Genomic DNA, 22,182 nt, shown 5'->3' with positions numbered 1-22,182 from the left:
CTATCTAGTTGGTGATTTTGTCGTCGAAACTCGCCTCCGCTCCGTAACAATCTTTTATGTACACTGCGGTTGTTCTGCTTCGTTTCTCCTAAAAATCCTGAGGGCTTTTTTGATTTATGCAGGAAGTCTAATATATAAGGTGGTCCCCTTTGTCTAGACAAAAATTTAGATAAATAGAGATATAATTCACAAAAATTAAATTGTTGTTTTTATACAATATTTTTTTCAAAATATACACATTCTGGAGTTTTATAATCCAAAGTTTGATGCATCCTTTGTCTATTATAAAAGTCCATATATTCGTTAATTGCTGTCTTTGCCTCCTTTACTGTTGTTAAAATAATCCGATAAATTTTTTCCTGTTTTAATGATCGCCAAAAACGTTCAATAAAAATATTATCTAAGGCTCGTCCCTTACCATCCATACTAATCAAGATATTATGTAGCTTTAGCATACTAATAAAATTCTCCGAGGTAAATTGTACTCCTTGATCAGTATTAAATATTTTTGGCATACCATATTTTTCTATAGCGTCTTCAAGGGCTGTTACACAAAATTCACTTTCCAAACTAATGGAGATTCGCCAACTTAGAATATAACGACTATACCAGTCAATAATAGCTACTAAATATACGAACCCTTGGCTCAGTCTTATATACGTTATATCTGCACTCCAAACCTGGTTTGGCAATACTATTTCTAATCCTTTTAGTAAATAAGGATATATTTTATGTGCCTGATTCCTCTTGCTTAAATTTATTTTAGGATAAACAGCTTCAAGACCCATTATCTTGTAGTAACGTCTAACAGCTTTACGACCTACCGAAAAACCTTGGGCTTGTAAATATTTAGCCATCCGCCGCATACCATAATATGGATGCATAGTATAGGTCTCATCAATTATTGCCATAATCTTGATATCTTGTTCACTAATACCAGTAGGTTGGTAGTAATAGGTTGACCTGCTAATATCCAATAACTTACACTGTTGTACAATTGTTAACTTATTATGATTAGGCTCTATCATATTACACCTAACCTTTAATTCCAAACAATGCAGATTTTTTTTTGAGCCAGTCACACTCAACGCTTAACTGACCAATTTTCTCATATAGATTCTTGATTAACCCCTGCTGATTTGGGTCAGCACTCTGTGTTTTATTCTTAAAACCTTGTACTAACAACTCAAGACCTTGTTTTTTCCAGTTACTTATCTGTGTTGCATGAACACCATACTTACTGGTTATCTGGGCTATTGTTAGCTCTCCCTTAATTGCTTCTATGACAATTTTGCCTTTCTCCTCAGCACTATATTGCCTTACTTGTTTTTTCATCTCTAGCTCTCCTTGTTTGCTAAAGAATTCTATCTCATTTTTCTTATTTTTCTGTCCAAAATATTGGAACCATTATAATATATGAGCATTCACATATGTCTACAATACTTCCAAAAACATTTTACGAAAGAAATACGCTTATTGTATCGCAGGAGTTACTTGGAAAGGTTTTGTGTTTTGGTAATATAGAGGCACGAATTATTGAAACAGAAGCTTATGTTGGAGAAGATGATCCTGCTTGTCATGCAGCCAAGGGGTTAACACCTCGTACAAAGCTTATGTATGGTTCTGCTGGTAATTCCTATGTATATTTAATTTATGGTATGTATTATTGTTTAAATATAGTAACAGAAAAACTAGGATTTCCAGCTGCTGTATTAATTAGAGGAGTGTATCAATATAAACCTTCACAAATTTTACTTGATGGACCTGGAAAATTATGTCGTACCCTTGGAATTAATAAAACCCAAAATGCTCAAGATATGACTAGTAATAAATCCTTTTGCGTTATTGACGTAGGTGATACACCTCTACTACCCCTAGAATTGGCATTAGCAAAGGTACCGATAAACTTTGGCGTTATTTAGTACGATAAATGATCCAATACATCCTGAGTCCATAAAACCATTTGACCAATTATCCATACATTCTCTTCTTTGACTTCTGGCATTGGCGGTATTGTTTCAGGATACTTACGAGTTTGAAACAATAATTGCTCGATAGAATGCCCCGCTTCATTAGAAACTAGTAGATTATTATTTTTCCATAGCTCTGCTATCAAGCACGCCAGTTCAGAATGAATAGTTGGGACATCCTGTTTGGAACTAAAACCTACTCCTTCGACTTTAATATGATAACCTTTTTTATCCAATCCATATTCTTGTAATATTTTATCAACTTCTCTTTGAGTAGCAATTGTTTGGCGTTGAATGTAAGGATTATTGCTGATAAATAAAATAACATAATCTTTTTGCTCACCAAACTCCCCTCTCAATATCTTCTTAACAAGAATCACTGCAGCATCATAAGCAGTAGTAGCGGTATTAGGTCTTGAGTTATTGTTGCCCAGTTCGGTATTTATTACTTCAGCTGAGCTTCTCTGCTCCTTATTAAGGAAGTTATTTAATAAATCCTCACTCATCAGGCTTTCTGTGAGCTTTGTTTCATCTGTAGTTGCATAATTAGGATATACTCTTCCAGGAAAGAGTCCTTTGGGACATTCTTCTTTTGTGGTATATTTAATGAAGGGCTGTATTGGATTTAAGGCAATATTATGATTTTGAGCAAGTAATTTAAGATAGGCCTTCCCTTCCTCTGTACGAGCTGAATCTTCTCCAACTAATAAAGAAGCATCTAATTTATTGATATCCCCCTTATCTTGCCATATTTTTAGTAATTTATCGTATGTCTCTGGGTTAATACCATCAATATTAGCCCATAATGGTCTTGCTCCGGCTAATACTAATACTGGTCCATTAATTTTAATTTGTTCTGTTATTTTATTATGATAAATTATCCGTGCCAATAAGCCAATTCTAGAGGTTCCAGCAATCCAGCTTTCAGCATATTCCTGATGTTGGGGTGGTATTTCATCAATAAGCCCTAATTGTTTGGCAGCATCAATATATTGAGAGGCATATTTAATCATCCAATTTTCATTGGTTAGTTCATTACGTTCCTGACCAACTTTACGATTAAATGCATTCTGAGCAACATATAGTAACCAATCTTCAACATCTCGTACACTCAATTCATTAGTAGCTTTAAATAAATTTTTACGCAATAATTTAGCATCGAATTGATCAGGAGCATCTTGAGTAGCTCGAGATTTCATTAAACTTCTAGAAATTGAAGCAAATATTTTTTCTGAATTACCAGTTTTATCAAAACATGCTAGATCACGCCATAATTTTTCTGGTTGTAAATATCCGGCTAGATGAAGAATCTTTAACAAGCTGTCTTGCTGAGTTGGGGAAGTGAAACCTAATCCCTTAGCAGCTATCTCAAATTTAGAAAGTTCTGACGAGCGTTTATAACCTTCATATGTTACCCCAGTAAACATCCCTGTTACTATAATAGGTAGCATCATTTTTTGTAAGAGTTTAGCTTTAGACATATTGTAAATCCTGTAGTTTAATTATTGTGTTATCCATACTAATACTACATGTCACCCCTACTCATCTTGTCATACCTACTCTCTTGTCATACCTGCGTAAGCAGGGGTCTAGATTCCGCACCACAACTGTTGAAAGTTAGAAGAGGAAGCGGTTTTAGACCGGATAGTTTAAAAGTCGTATGTGGTCAACGTCTATTAGCGAGAAAGACCGTAGGTCGACGAAGCAATCCACAAAAGTAACCAAAGATGGATTGCCACGACCACTACGTGGTCTCGCAATGACAGAAAACCTATCTAAAACCCGCTTTACCTTCTAACTTTCAACAGTTGTGGTTCCACACCGAAGCGGGAATGACAAACTCACTAGTCCTGTATGGACGGTTATTACTACAATCCCAGATTTTTTGGATTTTGGTATTTAATCCAAATATCAATTAACAATTTAGTAATAATAATCGCAGAAAACATCGATGATATTATACCAATAGTTAGTGTTACCGCGAAGCCTTTTATAGCACCAACACCAAACATAAAAAGTAAAAATGCCGCTATCAAAGTTGTCACGTTTGAGTCAAGAATTGTCGCAAAAGCTGATTCAAACCCTGTCCTTATAGCATACAGGTTAGATGCCCCCTTTTTAAGCTCTTCCCTTATTCTCTCATAAATGAGTACATTGGCATCAACCGCCATGCCAATCGTTAAGATTATACCAGCAATTCCCGGTAGAGTTAATGTCGCTTGGAAAAGTGACAATAAAGCTAGAATATAGAGTAGGGCTAGACTTAATGCTATATTGGCAAAAATTCCAAGAATTCCGTACGACCAAATCATAAATATCACCACACTGGCAAAACCAATCATCCCTGCTTTCTTACCTGCCTCTATTGAGTCTGCCCCAAGATTTGGCCCTATGGTTCGTTCCTCTATTATCTTTAAAGGAGCTGGTAACGAACCCGCTCTAAGTAATAAGGCTAATTCATTGGCTGATTCAACAGTAAAATTACCTGAAATTATACCGCTTCCTCCAAGAATTGGTTCATTAATTACTGGAGCACTTAATAATTTGTTGTCAAGCACGATCGCAAGCCTTTTACCAGAATTATTTTTGGTTATTTCTGCAAATAATTTGCTACCAAGATTATTAAAGGAAAAAGCAACGGCTGGTTGAGTATTTTGGTTAAAAGAAGCTTGAGCAGTTATTAGCTGCTCACCACTAACAATAACTTTTTTCTTAACAACTACATAATATTCTTTTTTATCTGAATTTTCTCCTTTAACTAAGATTGAGCCAGAGGGTAAACGCCCATTTATTGCTTCTTGTATGTTGGCATTTTCGTCAACTAAATGGAAGGTTAATTTTGCAGTTTTACCAAGAATATTTTTCAGTTGTTGTGGGTTTTCCTCACCTGGTACCTGGAGCAATATATGTTTATCACCTTGCCTCTGTATGTTAGGCTCTTTGGTACCTGTGCTATCTACTCTCATTCTAATTATTTCAATTGATTGAGCAATTACTTTTTGCCTTAATTCGGCAAGTTTAGAATCATTATAACTAAGCTTAATATTAAAATTATCGTTTTCTACAGTAATTTCTCGGTCAATTTTACCTAAAATCTTTTTTACTGTTTTGTAATCTTCTGGGTTTCTTAATTCAAACTGCACCATGTGATTTTTAGCAATAAGATTTTTATAGCCTACCTTATCTTCCCGTAAATATTTCCGTAAATGGTCAGCCAAACCTTCCATTACATCATTTAAATAGGCGTCAAAATCGACATCTAGCAATAGATGAGCACCACCTCTTAAATCAAGCCCAAGATTTACCCTATAATTGGGTAATATTTTTGAATCTATAGTTGTAAAATTAGGTAAAGCACAAATAAAAGCTCCTATTGTACATAAAATAGACAAGAATATTTTCCATTTAGCAATATTATGCACCGTTATTTTCCTTTGTCTTTTTTACTTTTATTAACAGCTATAGCTTCTTTTTTATTACGACTTGTAATATCAAGTATTGCAGATTTTAAAACTTTGATTCGTATATTTTCAGATATTTCAAGGTCTATTGTGTTGTCAGCATCGTTAATCTTGCTTACTATGCCAAAGATTCCGCTATTAGTTACTACCTCTTCGCCCTTTTTTACGCTACTCACCACACTTTCTTTCTCCTTACGACGTTTTTCTTGCGGTCTAATTAGGAAAAAATAAAATACAATGAAAATTAATACCATCGGCACCATGCTTGTTAATACTGACTGCATGGATGATTCAGGTGCTGTTGGAACTACTTCTACAGTTTCTTTGATTGCTATTGTATCGTCATCTGCATAGGCATTTTCTGTAAACATAATATATCTCCTAATGTTTATCTTTTACTGTAGTAAAAGTAGTTGTGTTAATTAGTAAACTACGTCATTGCTAGGAGTGTGTAAACACAACGAAGCAATCCATCTCTAATCATTTCTTTGGATTGCTTCGACTACTACGTAGTTTCGCAATGATGTAGTAATGTTAGCTATATAATGACATATTTACTCAAGATAAGTTAGCAAAGATTCATATCTAGCTATATCCAACTTAATAATGTCATTTTTTGTATCGTCATTTTCTTGGTTTATTTCTTTTTTTAAAAATTCTATTTTTTCAATTATTTTATTTGGTTGCAAATTGCTAGTATCAACAGCGAATTCAGTTATTATATTTACCTTGCTATCCGTAACCTCAGCTAATCCTGAACAGACAAAATATTTGAATACAGAATTATCTACTGTTATTTTTGTCAATCCAGCTTTCAAACTGGCAATCAATAATTCATGACCAGGTAAAACCCCAAATTCCCCTAACTCTCCTGGCATTATTACTTCTTGAGCCTGCTTATCAAACAGCACATTTATTGGTGTTACAATTTTAACCCTAATTGTTTTATTCATTATGCTACTTTGGCTTTAAGTGTTTCAGCTTTCTCTACTGCCTCGTCAATACTACCTATCATATAAAAAGCAGCCTCTGGTAAGTGATCATATTTACCAGAAACCAAGCCATGAAACCCCTCAATAGTATCAGCTAAACTAACAAGCTTTCCAGGCATACCTGTAAATACTTCAGCAACATGGAAAGGTTGAGATAAAAAGCGTTGAATTTTCCTTGCCCTGGTAACAGTTAATTTATCCGCTTCTGATAACTCATCCATTCCTAGAATGGCAATGATATCTTGTAGCGACTTATAGGTCTGTAAAACTTTTTGCACCTCACGAGCAACTGAGTAATGTTTTTCTCCAACAATTGCCGGACTTAGCAATTGTGAACTGCTATCGAGAGGATCTACTGCCGGATAAATACCAAGCTCAGCAATTTGTCGACTAAGTACAGTCGTTGCATCCAAATGAGTAAAAGAGGCAGCAGGAGCAGGATCAGTTAGATCATCGGCTGGCACATAAATAGCCTGTACCGAAGTAATTGATCCAAACTTTGTTGAAGTAATACGTTCTTGCAACTCACCCATATCAGTTGCTAATGTTGGTTGATAGCCCACTGCCGAAGGTATTCTACCTAAAAGAGCTGATACCTCAGAACCAGCTTGAGTGAAGCGGAAAATATTATCGACAAAAAACAAGACATCCTGTCCTCCATCTAAATCTCTGAAACTTTCGGCTATAGTGAGTCCAGTTAAAGCAACTCTAGCTCTTGCACCGGGCGGTTCGTTCATTTGTCCATAAACCAGGGCTACTTTAGATTTTTCTGGATTTTCTAGATCAATTACATTGGAATCAATCATTTCATGATACAAATCATTGCCTTCTCTAGTCCTTTCTCCAACTCCGGCAAAAACCGTATATCCTCCATGAGCCTTGGCAATATTATTAATAAGTTCCATAATTAATACTGTTTTTCCTACTCCGGCACCACCAAATAATCCAATTTTTCCTCCTTTTGCATAAGGAGCTAGGAGATCAATGACTTTAATTCCTGTAGCCAGAATGTTTTTTTCAGTTGATTGGTCAACAAAGTCTGGGGCTGGTCGGTAAATTGAAGCACATTTAGTGGAATTAATTTCACCTCTTCCATCAATTGGTATACCAATTACATTCATTATACGCCCAAGAGTCCCAGTGCCAACGGGTACCTTAATGGTATCCTCGGTATCGACCACCTCTTGACCTCGTACTAACCCTTCTGTTGGATTCATAGCTATACATCTAGCAATATCATCACCTATATGCTGTGATACTTCTAATATCACCTTTTCTCCATTATTATAGCACTCAAGTGCGTTGAGAATCTTCGGCAATTTCCCACCACTATTAAATTGTACATCAACCACAGCTGAGATAATTTGCACAATCTTACCAATAGTCTTGCCAATAATTTTTGTCATATTTTACCTTACATTATATTTGTCTATCTATAGTAAATTAGACCCTAATTGTCATTACGAGAAGCTACTTTAGTAACAACAAAGCAATCCATTTCTAATTACCTTTATGGATTGCCACGCTCACATACGTTCGCTCGCAATGACGGAACTGATTTACCAAACGTCATTGCGAGGAGGCGTGAGCCGACGAAGCAATCCATTCGCTCATGAGCATCCAGCAACCTAATTAATTTATATAGCTTCTGCTCCTGCAATAATTTCAATTAAATCCCGAGTAATTAAATCTTGCCTAGATCTATTAAGTGTTAGTGTTAACTTATTAATAAGCTCATTAGCATTTTTTGTGGCATTATCCATCGCTGTCATTCTAGCTCCTTCTTCACTAACTCTACTTTGTAGTAGAGCATAATTAATTTGTGCGGTTACATAAAGATTAATCATATTCAAAATAAGCCCTTCACCTTCATATTCATAGCTTGAATATTGCTTATTTGAAGATATTTGTTTTTCAATTGGTAATATTTGCTGTTTAGTTGCAATCTGTGTCATAGCATTTTTACATTTATTAAAATATATTTGACAATTGCTAATTTTAGAACTACCTACCATCTCCATTAGTTTATCTTTAACCTGAAATGCCAAATTATTATTATGATATTTAGGAAAATCAAAATAATTGTCAATATAATGGGAATATTGCCATTTTAATAGATCATAACCCTTTTTACCAATAATCATCAGTCTTACTTGTTTACCAGCATTTTCCAAATTTGTAATATCAAATTTCACTTGCTTGGATACTGAAAAATTAAAAGATCCACATAAACCGCGTTCCGAGGCAACTACTATCAATAAGTGCGGTCTATTCAAATCACTTGGACATGATTCTTCTGAGAAGAATTTTTTCTCTTCTTCAGCCATATCCTGTAAATTATTTCTAGATGCCATATTAGCCATTATATCTCGTAGAGTCTCAATATAATCTTCTGAGTCCTTAATTTGGCTTTTGGCTTTGGTAAATTTGGTAGCCGAGACTATTTGCATAGCCTTAGTAATTTTTTGCGTTGATTTAACACTTTTAATACGAGATCTTAATTGTTTTAAACCTGACATAGCTACCCAACTTTATTGTCAGTAAGAAAGTTCTGTACAAATTTTTCTAAGAAAATTTTTAACTTTTCTTCCGTTTCTTTAATGATTTGTCCCTGATTTTTAATGGATAATAAAATATCGTTTTCTTTAAGTTTTATTTCTTGGAGTAATTTAAGCTCAAATTCTTTTACTAACTCAACAGGAATATTATCGAGATAATTTTTCACCCCAGCATAAAGACTAACCACTTGCTCTTCAATAGGGAAGGGGGCATATTGATCCTGCTTCAATATCTCGCTTAGTTTTGTCCCATGTGAGATAAGTTGTTTAGTTGAACTATCTAAGTCTGAACTAAACTGAGCAAAAGCGGCTAATTCTCTAAATTGTGCTAACTCAAGTTTGACACTTCCTGCTACTTGCTTCATAGATTTTACTTGTGCAGCTGATCCTACCCTACTTACTGAGATACCAATATTTACCGCTGGTCTAATACCTTTATAAAATAGCTCATTTTCTAAAAAAATCTGTCCATCAGTAATTGATATAACATTGGTTGGAATATATGCGGAAACATCACCTGCCTGGGTCTCAATAATCGGCAAAGCCGTAAGAGAACCACCACCATCTTTATCCGACATATTTGCTGCTCGTTCCAGTAACCTAGAATGTAGGTAAAATATATCTCCCGGATATGCTTCACGTCCTGGTGGTCTTCTGAGTAATAGTGAAATTTGTCTATAGGCAACAGCATGTTTACTCAAATCATCGTAAATCACTAGTGCATGCATACCATTATCACGGAAATACTCGCCTATACTACAACCAGTGTAAGGTGCCACATATTGTAACGCAACAGGATCAGAGGCGGTAGCGGCTACAACTACTGTATATTCCATTGCTCCTGAATCTTCTAATTTTTTTACTACCTGAGCGATAGTCGATTTTTTTTGACCAATAGCTACGTAAATGCAATAAATCTTATTTTTTTCATCATTGTCAAGATGAGCTTGTCTTTGGTTAATAATCGTATCGATAGCAATAGCAGTTTTTCCTACTTGCCTGTCACCAATAATTAACTCCCTCTGACCCCGACCAATAGGAATTAGAGAGTCGATCACTTTAATGCCTGTTTGCACCGGCTCTGTAACGCCTTTTCTAGCAATGATCCCCGGAGCGTTTTCCTCGATATTTCTATAGCTATCGGTTATAATTTCGCCTTTACCATCAATAGGATTAGCCATACCATCAACGACTCTACCAAGCAATGATTTACCCACTGGCACTTGTATAGTCTTACCAGTTCTTTTTACCGAATCACCTTGTTTTACTTTTCGGTCACTGCCAATCAATATGATACTTACAGAGTCTGTTTCGAGGTTAAGAGCAAGACCTTTCACTCCTGAAGCAAATTCAACTACCTCGCCAGCCTCGACATTATCGATACCATATACTCTAGCTATACCATCCCCAACTGTTATAACTTGTCCTACTTCTCGTAAATCGCTAAATTGTTCAATATTAGCAATTTCTTTTTTTAGTACTTCAGCAAGTTCAACAGCTTTTAATTTTTGGGTAGAACCCATAATTATTTACCTCGTAAATCTTATTTAATAATTTTTAATCCAAACGTCATTGCGAGACCACATAGTGGTCGTGGCAATCCATTTCTAACTATCTATATAACCTAAATCTTTGCAGTCTTTAAGGTTTTCGTTATTTTCTCTAACATTCCAGCAATAGAGTAATCCCTAACCATGCTATCATATTGTATAATAATACCACCAATAACTGACTGATTTTGACTAAATTTTATCGCAACTTTCTGCTGGAAATCATCTTCTAAATATTTAGTTAGCCATTGTTTTTCTTTACTATGCAGAATTTTAGCAGAAGTTATTGTTACCATCTTAATATTTTTGTTTCTATTAAGTAGTTGTTGGTATAATACCACTATGCTTGATAAAATAGGCATACGTGAATGCTTTAGCAATATTAACAAAAACCTCTTAACTATAGATTCAACATTAAAGTTTTTGGTAATTAATTCAATTATTTTACATTTATCAATACCCTTTACTATAGGAGAAAATATAATAGCCTTGATTTGTGGATTATCGTTGATAAATTGATCGATAATCGTAACCTGCTCAAATATTTTATCTTCCAAAGCATTAGCTAGTGCATTATCAAATAACGCGGAAGTATAATTTAGTACTAGTTTGTTGTTGTTCATTATGTTGTTATATCCAAAAATTCTAACTAAACCAAGCAATAATAAGCCACGTAAAGCCAGGAAAATAAGCCATGTAAGATTGCCCATAACACAGAATGGTTGATATTAAATGAAATAGCCATAGCCAGTGCCGAACCAAATGATACACCATGCCGCATAACAATATTTATTCGCCGCTTCCGTGGAAAAGCTTCATAATCCTCTACATTCATCTTACTCATTGCCTGTACTCTATATCTAAATAATATTACACGTCATTGCGAGGAGGCGTAAGCCGACGAAGCAATCCAGGAAATCGATAAATTTGGATTGCTTCGTTGTACTAAAGTAGCTCCTCGCAATGACAAAGTAATGTTAGCTATACTTTATAACACAATCTATCATTACCACTAAGTATATTTTAAAAAAATTTTGCTTAAATATGAATGGACCTACCGTAAGCCTGCAATACTGACTCACCCATCATTTCAGATAAAGTTGGGTGAGGGAAAATGGTATTGATTAAATCAAGCTCTGTACCTTCCATAGTTCTAGCAATTACATAACCTTGAATTAGCTCGGTAACCTCTTCGCCTATCAAGTGTGCTCCTAACAATTCCCCAGTTTTTGTATCAAATATCGTTTTAATCATTCCTTCAGTACAGCCATCAACCAGGGCTTTCCCATTAGCGATAGATGGGAATTTGCCAATTTTCACTTGGTAACCAGCTTTTTTCGCTTGTTCTTCAGTAAGCCCTACACTAGCAATCTGCGGCGAGGAATAAGTACAACCTGGAATATTACGATTTTCTAGAGGATGAGCTTTAAGACCGGCAATAGTTTCTACAGCAATAATACCTTCATGACTTGCCTTGTGTGCAAGCCAAGGGGGAGATGTAACATCACCTATTGCATAAATTCCTTGTTCATCAGTTTGCATAAACTGATTGGTAACAATATGCCCTCTATCTATTTTTATATTAGTTTTTTCTAAATTAAGATTTTCCGTATTGCCAACTATACCAACTGCCATAAGCAAAGTTTCAGCTTGTATTTTGTGGTTCTTACCTTCTATCTCAACTTCAATCATAACATGATCTTGTGTTTGGCTATGATTTAACAACTTACTATTAGTATGAATTTTTATACCCTTTTTCTCAAAAATTTTTCGTGCCATTAAAGAAATTTCTTCATCTTCAGCTTGTAAAATCCTATTTTGTACTTCAATTATGGTGACGTTTGTTCCTAAAGAGTTATAAAATGAAGCAAATTCTATACCAATCGCTCCTGATCCAACTATAATCATAGATTTTGGTAATTTATCCAAAATCATAGCCTCCTTAGAAGTAATAATTTGCTTACCATCTGGTTTAAATCCATCTAAAATCCTAGCTCTTGCACCTGTAGCAATTATTATATCTTGTGCTTTAATTGAAATTTTTTGACCGTTACTATCAATATTTACCACTTTGCCAGCTCCAAGTACAGCAGTGCCATCAATGACCGTAACCTTATTTTTCTTTAGTAAGGACTTAATGCCAGATGTTAACTGCGTCGATATATCTCTAGAACGCTGTACTATTTTTTTTAAGTCAAAGCTTGGTTCATTGACTATAATACCATAATCTTGAGCATGCTTAATTTTCTGAAATAATTCAGCTGATTTAAGTAGGGCTTTTGTTGGTATACATCCCCAATTTAAACAAACCCCTCCTAAATGCTCTCTCTCAATCAACACAACTTTTTTATTTAGTTGTGCCGCCCTAATTGCCGCAACATAACCACCAGGTCCACCGCCAATAATTGCTATATCATAATTTTCCATTAATATTTCCAGCTATTCATTCATTGCTTTTTTAATATAGCCTACTATAACTATAGTAATAAAAATGGCTACTGAAATTTATAATAAGTTTGATTTTTTATACCTCTATAAATTAGATGTTGTTAACAAAGGTGTAATTTAATAGCAGCAAGAGCGATAAAAGAGAGGAAAGAAAGATCATCTTTTTCATATCAAACAGCAAGCCTCCGATTTTCTTTTATTTTTCCAAAGAATCTTTCAATAGCTCCTCTAAGTTTGTATGTTTCTCTATTATAAACTAATTTCTGTTTTTCTATTTTTTCTGCCAGGGATAACGGTAATATTATTTTGAGACTCAAGGTTTATTTTTATTACTATCATATCCACGATCTTGGATAACATCACATCCAACGATGTCTGCAGTTAACTCTTCTGCTACAGCAATATCGTTCCTATTGCCAGCAGTTAAAAATCCTTCTATTATGTGCTATGATGTAGTCATAGCAAGATGTAATTTTGTACTCATTCCTCTTTTACTTTTTCCTTTGCTTTGCATCCCCCTTTTAACCTACCGCTGTGTTGATATAGTTTAAAGGTTGTGCTATCCGTAATTACTATGTTAATTAATAATTTCTTACTTTGTTGTAAGATTATTAAGATTTTCCACCATATTCCTTTTTCGCTACCTCTTTTAAAGCGTTGGTAGATGGTGTGCCAACATCCATAGCATTTTGGTAAATTCCTCCACGGTATCCCGGTTCTTAATACATACATTATTGCACAAAATACCTTATAATGGCTAATCTTTGGGGGCATCTTTTCCAAATATAACTCTTCTCTATGATTGCTTCTATTTCGTTTTCAAAAAATTCTTGTTTTACAGGAAATAATCGCGAATCCATTATATATCTATTCCTTTTTTCTTAATATATCTCAAATAATATCATATCTTCTTCTATATTCATATATCTTTGTTAGCAGTGTCTAGGAAAGTACGGCAACAATAATTTATCTCAACATACATCTATGGAGCTGCTTACAATGACGTTTGGCGAGCAGATTTTTTATTTAGTACAAAAACCGTGAACACTCACAGAATCTATTCTCTCATCTTACCCTGAATATATAAATCATAAGCTATTTGATAAAAACTAATAGCTTCTTCTACTAGACTAGGAATATTATCAATCTCTATTTTATAGTCAATTGATGAGAAATTGGGGACGGTGTCACTCGTCGCTCGCCTATTACTTATAGGCGTCGCTCCATCGCTCCTAGCCCCAAATTTTCCTAAATTGACTATATCTTCATTAACTAATTTATAAGTTTTTGGTTGTTCCTGTGGGCGTAAGATAACTAAATGATTATCCTTCATAAACCCAAGCAATTGGTAAGTACTGATAAAAGCTCTGTTTGCCGGCGTATTTAATATATCTTGACCAAAAAACTTACTATTATACGAAAAATTTAATAATCCCAAAATAGTAGGGGCAATATCAATTTGACTTGCTAAATTATCAACTATCTGTGGTTTTAATATATTAGGAGCATATATTAATAGAGGTATGTGATATTTATTAATTGGTAAATCAGTTTTACCAGCACTTGACGCACAATGGTCAGCTGTGATAACAAAGATAGTATTATCAAACCATGGGCGAGTTTTAGCTAATTCAAGAAACTTACCAATAGCATAGTCGGTGTATTTAACTGCTGCATTACGCCCACCACCAGATGCCAGATCAATTCTACCTTTGGGGAAAGTATAAGGACGATGGTTAGAAATAGTCATAATTAATGAGAAAAAGGGTTTGCCTTCATTATAATTTTGATCAGCTAACTCTAGTGATTTTATTAATATATCCTCGTCAGCTACTCCCCAAATATTAGAAAAACTTATTTCATTTGATTTTAGATTACCTCGATCAACTATATTATAACCATTACCATGAAAATAATTCTGCAAATTATCAATGTAACTATAACAAGCGTTTATGAAGTTAATAACATAACCTTCATTCTTAAAAATAGTACCTATATTAAATAGCGATTGATTCTCAGGTCTACGGATAATGGAAGAACCAGGAGTTGGTGGTACTGATAAAGTAATAGCTTCTAAACCTCTTACTGTTCTAGTTCCTACTGCATATAAATTGGTAAAAAATATGCTTTGATCAGCTAATCTATCTAAATTTGGCGTAATATTTTGTTGATTGCCAAATTTGCCCATGAATTCAGCACTTAAACTTTCCACGGTAATGAAAATAATATTATATTTCTTACTATTAGAAGAATTAGCTTTGATATAACGTGCTATAGTAGAGTCATCTGAGTATAGTTCTTTGTTTTTTGATAAACTAGTGCGAACAGTATCTAAAGCTTGGTTTTTATCAATTACTGGATAAAATTTATTATAATCTAAGCTATTATTAAAATAGGCAGAGAAAAACTCATATGGACCGTTTTTAGCAAGTTCGATAGCATATTTATTAAAATTAAAAGCAATTTTATTAGGATTATAGAAATTAAAAGCAACTAGGCTAAGCAAAAATAGCATTATCGTGCAAAGAATATATTTCTTACTATTTATTATAGTACTTGCTTGGTTAATTATGTATTTTCTAAAGAAAAAAACAATTAATAGTGTAATAACTATAATGGCTAGTAATATTTTTATATAAGGCAAAGATTCCTTTACAGTACCAATAATCTCATGGGTATAAATTAAATAATCTACCGCAATAAAATTAAATCTAACACTGAACTCATCCCAAAAAGTAATCTCGGCAATTGTAATAAATATTAAGAGAGCAATGGTACAGAAATAACTAACAAGGCAACAGCTTAAATACAACAATTTATACCGAGCCAATAATTTATGGAATCCAATGATCAGCAGTAAAATTACCGGTAAAAAATAACAAAGAGATACTAGATCATTGAGACTGCCAATAACAAAAATTGACACTAGATCAGATATGGTTATTTGTTGTTGCCATAAAGCGTATGAGCTTAATAGGCTGCGGGTAATAAACTGAAATATTAGATAAATTCTAACAATAGGAAAATTGAACAATGTTTTTATCATCTAGCAAGGTTTTTTAAATTATCAGAGATAATATCCTAACTTTAATTGCTAGGCAATTAGCAATTAAAGTTAGGAGACATAAATACTAATTAAGTTAGTTATAAGCTAGTACTTTTCAAATCATTTGAGTATATATGTTACAGCTTTTCCTTGACAAATATTAAAGGTGAGGTATTTTGTAGTTACATTAGTATACTTGAATGATTTTACTAAATTTGGAATATAATGGCGATGCTAGGAGATAATTAATTAGTTATCGTAGGCAGTCTCCTAAACGTACAAAACATACGTGAGCAAAGTATACTCAAATGCTTTGAAGAATTGTTTTTAATATTAGGGATGAAGTAACATCACATACCTCATGTACGTTATACTTGCTTGCCCCTCATTTTCAAATCCAATTCTCCAAATTACTTTGAGTATATTTACGGAGCCAATTCTTTAAAACATTAGAGTAATATATAGAAAAATATTTGAGGTAATTACATAATATGTCAAAAGCTAAAACAGCGTCTAAAAATAACCCAACTTCCAGAGAGCAAGCTAAAGAGTATTTTCATAATGGACAAAAAATTAGACCAGTAAAACTTATATCCGGTAAATTTTCTTTTTTGGCAGCAGAATATGACGTCTCAGGAGACTTAGTAGTTGGTTCTGATGGTAAGGCATTACCTTGGGACAGAACAAAAATTTAACTTGAGATAGAATTTGGAAATAAGGTTATTGACCTTACATATGAAAAGGTATATAAACTACCTGTTCATTAATACGGTTTGGGGATGTAGCTCAGGGGTAGAGCATCTGCTTTGCACGCAGAGGGTCGGGGGTTCGATTCCCTTCGTCTCCACCATTCGGCACAATTTGCTACTTTTTGCATTTCTGTGAATGGAAAAGCCAGAACGTAATGCAGCTTACAGCCCTCGAGTGTTAGGTTCGAAAACATAAAATTTAATAATTCCCTTTTTTCAACAATTGTCGAACCTTTAAAAGTTTCATAGGCGTTTTGGCTTATACTTATAAGCTCTGCAAGCTTTTTAGAAAGCTTATCATCTACTTTGTCATAACTCTTAATTAATTCAATTAATTCATATTGTCTTTCCTTTAATATTCTGAGAATTTATATTAGTGAGGGTAAAAAATATGTTATAATAATTAAAAATAGCAATTGAGGGATTGTGGCAGGAGAAGAGAATAATGAGGTTGTAGATGTTGCAGGTGGAACATCGCGTTACTCGGAGAAGATTGAGGATGATGCTAAATCATTTGGTTATAAAGCAGCGAATTTACTCAATTTGCGGGAGGTTGTTAAGGAATTTAATGAATTACTTGCGACAAACCAAGATAGTCAATTAGGGGATAATATTATCAAGGTTCAAGTGCCAGCATTTGAGCCAGTAAAAGGTGATGTAATAAAACGGCATTTAGATACACATGCTCCGGAATGGGTAAAACTCTTCCAGAAATTTGCTGATACTTATCAAGCACAGTCCAAGAAAGATATTTTAAGCGATGATACTATTACATGTTTAGAAAATTTACAAAATTGCATTATTGATTGTTTTAATCAGCATGATTTGGATCAGAAGTTATTTGATAGTTTCTTACAAACAAATAAGATTCAACCTGGTCAATTATTAATGGTACGTAGTACAGGGGTTCATGAGGATAAGGCGGATATGGCTAATCCTGGTGGCAATGAGAGTCTGCCTTGCAAGGCTAATATTCGCGAGATATCTCAGGCACTTGGTCGAGTTGCTGCTTCATATGTCGGTCCTAAATCTTTGGCACAACGTTTGATAGCTCGTGATCAGCACATTACTGACTTTCCAGTAATGCCAGGGTTAATTCAACAAATGATTGGTGAGGGAATGGGTGTTAGCCAGACTGCAGATAGTCAAAATAAAGTACCTGTATCAGGGGTGATCTATAGTAAAGACGGGGCAAGCAGGTTGCAAGTAGCTCCCGGTCATGGTGAATATGTCGTTAATAGTAAAGGACTGGTAGATAATTTTTATATTAGTACCCAAGGGGTAGTATATTGTGAAATTGCTGCTAAAGATTTTCGCTTGCAGCCCAAGTTAGATGAGGATAGTCAGAAAATCAGTTTAGAGCGGCAAGAGAATCCAGCTGAGCTGAAATACCAACCATCAATTGCTAGTGATGTGGCTTATTATGCCCATCAGTTTGCCCAGCATCTGGCAAAAGAATATGGCAAGAGGATGGATATAGAATTTGTTTATAATCCTGATGATCATCAAATTAATATAGTACAAGCTCGGGCAATTCCAGAAGGGTCAAGAAAAGGGCTTGAACCATCCGCTATTTCTCCGCAATTTTTGGCTGATAATAAAGCTAATATGACTACCATACAAGGTTTGCAGGTAATTACTCCAGAAATCAATAAGGTGGCAGTTATTACTGATCCAAGTCAAGTAATAATCTGTAATACCATCGAAGAAGCTCTGACTCAATATAATAAGAACCATGATAAGATAGTAGGGGTTATAGTGCAACAACCATCGCCTGATACTTCGCATGAGGCTGGAGTGTTTAATGCTAGTGCTATACCGGTAATGCAAGTGAGTGATATTGTGGCAGTGCAGGAATTATTGAAGAAAAATAATCATTTAATCATCGATCCACAACATAGTAGTGTCTACCAATTATCAGAAACAAAGTTTCAAGAGCTTGATCCAATAAATATTGAGAAAGCATTATATGATACAGGAATTGTTGCCAAAGGCATATATGCTTCAAGCTTGTCTGGCTATGTAACACCGATTAATTATAGTTTTTCTAAAGAAAATTTAAGTAAAAATCCAGTAACTTTAGATAAAAACCCTAGTATTGGGAAATTGGCAAACGAGGCACAAGCTGGCAATAAGCTTAGTACCGATCAATTATTATCGCTGGCTTACCAAGCTATGAATTTTAGATTACCACAAAATGTTGAAGCGTCATTGCAAAACAAGGCTGAAAAATTACGAGATAATATTGCCGCATTATCGCTACCTAAAATAGGTGAGAGTAATGAGCAAGCTAAAGAGGCACTAGGCTATAATTTAAGAGCTGTAACTGATAGCTATAATAAAGGGGCAATCTCGGCTGATCTATTTAAACAAACTATGATAGCCGGAGCTGAATTGTCGGTACTGTTTGATAAAATGCAGCATCTATCTAGCCATACTCAACAACAGCGAGAGCAAGCTTATCTAGAATATTTTAACGTTCAGAAGAAATTTACCGGTATGATTATTGGGGCTGGCGGCAAGAATATTTTAGCTGATTCCTTGGCAATTAGTTTAAAACAAAATAAATATGCTAAGCAAGCTGGGGAGCTAATCAATAAATTCCTGCCAGACGGAACAGCAACCGACAAGCAAAAAGTTTACCTAACTGAAAGCATAAAGCTTGCAGATTATTTCCTCAGTAAAGAAAAGCAGCAAGAATGGCTGCAATTTTGTGGAAAGATTTGTACGGCAAGAACAGACGATAATAAATTAAACGAGTTGCCAGCTGCAAGATTAGGAAAATTAGTAAATCAACTAGTATCGCTGGGAGTGCATCAACAATGGCTTAATTTAATTTTCACCGCAGATAATAAACCTGAGCATTCACTACAGACACTAGATAAATTAGAACAAGATTTTAAAGATATTGATCTTAGCAAAATCCAGAAAGCTAAAGCAACGATTGATAGTATGCAAGCCCAAATTCCGCAATGGAGTGACCCAGCCAAATTCTCTGGGTTATTTAAGGGATTACAGGAAAATATTAGCAGCCTTAACCGACAGTTAAAATGGAATTCTCAAGCAAGTAATCTAGAAAAAATCTTGATATTAGAGCAAGTTAATCAATTAACTGATATTCTTGATAAAAGTACCAAATCGCTTGAGCGCTCAACCATTTATCCAGACAATGCCAAAGACAAGAATGGCAATGATCTACAAGTAGCCCATTTCAAAGATATGGTCGGTGAGTTTTATGATTTGATGAAAGTCTGGGTGGCTGAAGGGAAGTTTAAGGGCGATGAGTTAGCACAAAACTCATTGGAAGAGATAATTAGATCATTTCAAGTACAAGGTAAGCAAATATTAACCAAAAATCAATTCAATCCCTCTCCCTATTTTTCTGTAGACAGAGCAACGATAAATATTACAGGAGATAGAACCCTTCCTGATACTTTAGAAGATATATTGACCTTAATACACCAAAATATGATTGTTGTTATTACCGATCTGGCAACAGAGACAAATAAAATTCTGTACCAACAACTGCCTAATTTGGTTAAAAATTTGGATATAGCTTTTAATAATGAGCTTCTAGATTCAAGTAATCCTTATTATTCTGACAGAATATCAAATCTTTCTACTATGATTAGTTTAAAAGACCAGACTGTAATAATAGAAAAAAATATTCCACTACGTGCTCATTCCTGTATGGCCAGTATTAAATATAATGTTAAAGATGGAGCATTTGTTAAATTTACTATGCTCGGTTTTAATGAACAGAATAGGTGGGATAATATTACGCTAGATACTTACCTTCAATTTACTAAAGCAGGGATAGAATTTGTAATACCACCACGTCATGACAAAGAAAAGGGGATATTTGAATATGAAATCAAAATTAAAGAAGAACAAATTGAATCATTAATAGATATGATAAATAAATCTATAGATATTAGCTATAAACTTTCTATAGAAAATAAACCCCAAGCCTCTGAGGTAAAACAAGAGTTATTAGTTGATAGGTTAGATTTACTAAACGAATTCTCTAATGCAGAATTAAATAAAGTTGCTAATGTAGCAAAGATTATGCTAATAGAACCAGAGAAGTTTGGTCAATTGGAGTTATTGGATGATAGTAACCTTGCAAAACTTACAACATTTCTTCCGTTTTGCAATAAAAATGAACTGGTTAAAGCTATTATAGGTAATTTTGAATTGTTACCTGAAACATTACAAAATCTTTATATAGACAATATCGCAGATAGACCAGAAACACTTAATAGTTCAACATGGGAGTTCTTAAAAAACGAATCCTCTTATAATCAAAATATTTTTATAGATAAACTCTTTGCATTACAAAATAGTGCAGATGATAAATCTTTAAACTTATTCAAAGATATATTAATCCAAGGCTCAAAAGATTTAGTAAGCGTTCTAGATCAAAACACACAATTGTTTTTTATAGAGGAGCTTTTCAAGTTACAAGATAAAAATACTCTCCATACCACTCTTAATGAGATATTGATAAATAATTCAGAAAATTGGTTACAAAATCTTAATTCTTCTAATAAATCTGTTTTAGCATCAAAATTACTTGAACAACAAGGCTTTGAAAAAACAGACGATAAAATTAGATATCTAACATCAAATAATGCGACAGAATTGTATGTAGCTGGTATTAAATTTATTCAGCTAGCAAAATTACAACCAGATGACATTATAGCACTAACATCAGATAGTGCGGTAAAAATATTTAAGGAGAAGTATGCAACATTTGATCAATTAGAAAATTTAGAATCAGATAAAATAAAGCTTTTGATGTCACCAACTATATTAAACATGTATGAGGAACAGCGTGCTACATTTGATGATCTAAAGGATACAGAGTTAGAGAAAATACAATATCTGATATCATATGAGGCACAAAGAAATTACGCTAGAGGAGTTGCTTTCACCCTCCTAAAACATTATGGTCTAGAAGAAGGAAAAAAATTAGCAGATACATATGAAGCTAATCCTACCAAAGCCGATAAGCAGCAAATAAAAAAATGCGTAGAAGCTATAACAAGGGAATATCCTGATAACAGCCCGGAGTTTAATAAAGCAATTAATGATTTTGTTGACAAATTAGCTATCTCTAGACAGATTACTAACAAAGGAGCAGACAACAGCCCTGAGGAAACAAGAAAATATCTAGTAACTACTTTAGAACAATTAGCAGCAGATGATCCTGCATTAAGCACCCCACTGGAACGTATTAAATTATCGAATGTAGTACAATATCCTAATCTGCAAGCAGCAATTAGAATATTAGTTAATCATGGGGTTACAGTAACTAAAGACAGTAATATGTCTATAAATCATGAGAGTTCTGTTGCAATATCATTAACAGCATCTTGCCATACAACTCAGAGAAGATAAAATGA

17 protein-coding genes, 1 tRNA gene and 1 pseudogene are annotated in these 22,182 nt (G+C 34.1%); 4 read left to right on the top strand and 15 right to left on the bottom strand.

The window, feature by feature from the left end; all coding sequences use genetic code 11:
• Positions 1–209 precede the first annotated feature (209 nt).
• Positions 210–1,028 (bottom strand): IS3 family transposase, encoded by an 819-nt coding sequence (locus tag ACFELY_RS01665; protein WP_341758831.1) that lies wholly within the window; start codon positions 1,026–1,028, stop codon positions 210–212.
• Between the two features lie 7 nt (positions 1,029–1,035).
• Positions 1,036–1,335 carry a transposase gene (locus ACFELY_RS01660; RefSeq protein WP_375333457.1) on the bottom strand — a complete coding sequence of 100 codons (300 nt, stop codon included), beginning with the start codon at positions 1,333–1,335 and terminating at the stop codon, positions 1,036–1,038.
• A gap of 95 nt (positions 1,336–1,430) precedes the next feature.
• On the opposite strand from ACFELY_RS01660, the pseudogene ACFELY_RS01655 reads away from it, so the two are divergent.
• Positions 1,431–1,930 (top strand): annotated as a pseudogene (locus ACFELY_RS01655) (DNA-3-methyladenine glycosylase).
• Here ACFELY_RS01655 and ACFELY_RS01650 read toward each other — a convergent pair.
• The 13 genes from ACFELY_RS01650 to ACFELY_RS01590 all read right to left on the bottom strand — a co-directional run bounded on the left by ACFELY_RS01650 (position 1,919) and on the right by ACFELY_RS01590 (position 16,025).
• Positions 1,919–3,451, bottom strand: coding sequence for a hypothetical protein (locus ACFELY_RS01650; RefSeq protein ID WP_375333456.1), 1,533 nt, complete (start codon positions 3,449–3,451; stop codon positions 1,919–1,921). The pseudogene ACFELY_RS01655 and the gene ACFELY_RS01650 sit on opposite strands and share 12 nt — an antisense overlap.
• A gap of 387 nt (positions 3,452–3,838) precedes the next feature.
• Positions 3,839–5,392, bottom strand: coding sequence for a protein translocase subunit SecD (gene secD, locus ACFELY_RS01645; RefSeq protein WP_375330281.1), 1,554 nt, complete (start codon positions 5,390–5,392; stop codon positions 3,839–3,841).
• Between the two features lie 2 nt (positions 5,393–5,394).
• Positions 5,395–5,802: a preprotein translocase subunit YajC gene (yajC, locus tag ACFELY_RS01640; protein ID WP_341759782.1), complete on the bottom strand. Its 408-nt coding sequence runs from the start codon at positions 5,800–5,802 to the stop codon at positions 5,395–5,397.
• Between the two features lie 183 nt (positions 5,803–5,985).
• Positions 5,986–6,384: an ATP synthase F1 subunit epsilon gene (gene atpC, locus ACFELY_RS01635; RefSeq protein ID WP_341759783.1), complete on the bottom strand. Its 399-nt coding sequence runs from the start codon at positions 6,382–6,384 to the stop codon at positions 5,986–5,988.
• Positions 6,384–7,817, bottom strand: coding sequence for a F0F1 ATP synthase subunit beta (gene atpD, locus ACFELY_RS01630; protein ID WP_375334101.1), 1,434 nt, complete (start codon positions 7,815–7,817; stop codon positions 6,384–6,386). The genes atpC and atpD overlap by 1 nt, the downstream gene beginning before the upstream one ends.
• 243 nt (positions 7,818–8,060) lie before the next feature.
• Positions 8,061–8,942 carry an ATP synthase F1 subunit gamma gene (gene atpG / locus ACFELY_RS01625; RefSeq protein ID WP_341759784.1) on the bottom strand — a complete coding sequence of 294 codons (882 nt, stop codon included), beginning with the start codon at positions 8,940–8,942 and terminating at the stop codon, positions 8,061–8,063.
• A 2-nt stretch (positions 8,943–8,944) separates the two neighbouring features.
• Entirely contained in the window at positions 8,945–10,504 is a 1,560-nt protein-coding gene (gene atpA / locus ACFELY_RS01620; protein WP_341759785.1) for a F0F1 ATP synthase subunit alpha, read from the bottom strand.
• A 101-nt stretch (positions 10,505–10,605) separates the two neighbouring features.
• Positions 10,606–11,154 (bottom strand): ATP synthase F1 subunit delta, encoded by a 549-nt coding sequence (gene atpH, locus ACFELY_RS01615; RefSeq protein WP_341759786.1) that lies wholly within the window; start codon positions 11,152–11,154, stop codon positions 10,606–10,608.
• A 26-nt stretch (positions 11,155–11,180) separates the two neighbouring features.
• Positions 11,181–11,375 (bottom strand): hypothetical protein, encoded by a 195-nt coding sequence (locus tag ACFELY_RS01610; RefSeq protein ID WP_341759787.1) that lies wholly within the window; start codon positions 11,373–11,375, stop codon positions 11,181–11,183.
• Positions 11,376–11,569: 194 nt separating this feature from the next.
• The gene (gene lpdA, locus ACFELY_RS01605) at positions 11,570–12,958 is read right to left on the bottom strand and encodes a dihydrolipoyl dehydrogenase (RefSeq protein ID WP_375333455.1); all 1,389 of its coding nucleotides are present in this window, start codon (positions 12,956–12,958) and stop codon (positions 11,570–11,572) included.
• A 191-nt stretch (positions 12,959–13,149) separates the two neighbouring features.
• Positions 13,150–13,296 (bottom strand): hypothetical protein, encoded by a 147-nt coding sequence (locus tag ACFELY_RS01600; protein WP_375333454.1) that lies wholly within the window; start codon positions 13,294–13,296, stop codon positions 13,150–13,152.
• A 163-nt stretch (positions 13,297–13,459) separates the two neighbouring features.
• On the bottom strand, positions 13,460–13,753 hold the full coding sequence (locus ACFELY_RS01595) for a transposase (RefSeq protein WP_375330493.1): 294 nt from the start codon (positions 13,751–13,753) through the stop codon (positions 13,460–13,462).
• 283 nt (positions 13,754–14,036) lie between these two features.
• Entirely contained in the window at positions 14,037–16,025 is a 1,989-nt protein-coding gene (locus tag ACFELY_RS01590; protein ID WP_375333453.1) for a sulfatase-like hydrolase/transferase, read from the bottom strand.
• A 491-nt stretch (positions 16,026–16,516) separates the two neighbouring features.
• Here ACFELY_RS01590 and ACFELY_RS01585 point away from each other — a divergent pair, with 491 nt between their 5' ends.
• From ACFELY_RS01585 to ACFELY_RS01575, 3 genes are all read left to right on the top strand, one after another.
• Positions 16,517–16,720: a hypothetical protein gene (locus ACFELY_RS01585; protein WP_341759791.1), complete on the top strand. Its 204-nt coding sequence runs from the start codon at positions 16,517–16,519 to the stop codon at positions 16,718–16,720.
• 80 nt (positions 16,721–16,800) lie between these two features.
• Positions 16,801–16,875, top strand: a tRNA-Ala gene (locus ACFELY_RS01580).
• Positions 16,876–17,200: 325 nt separating this feature from the next.
• Complete coding sequence (locus tag ACFELY_RS01575) at positions 17,201–22,177, top strand: PEP/pyruvate-binding domain-containing protein (protein ID WP_375333452.1); 4,977 nt, start codon at positions 17,201–17,203, stop codon at positions 22,175–22,177.
• Positions 22,178–22,182: the final 5 nt, after the last annotated feature.

The organism is Candidatus Tisiphia endosymbiont of Xenochironomus xenolabis, from assembly GCF_964264705.1.
Lineage (GTDB): Bacteria > Pseudomonadota > Alphaproteobacteria > Rickettsiales > Rickettsiaceae > Tisiphia.
This window is presented reverse-complemented; position numbering and strand designations above follow the sequence as displayed.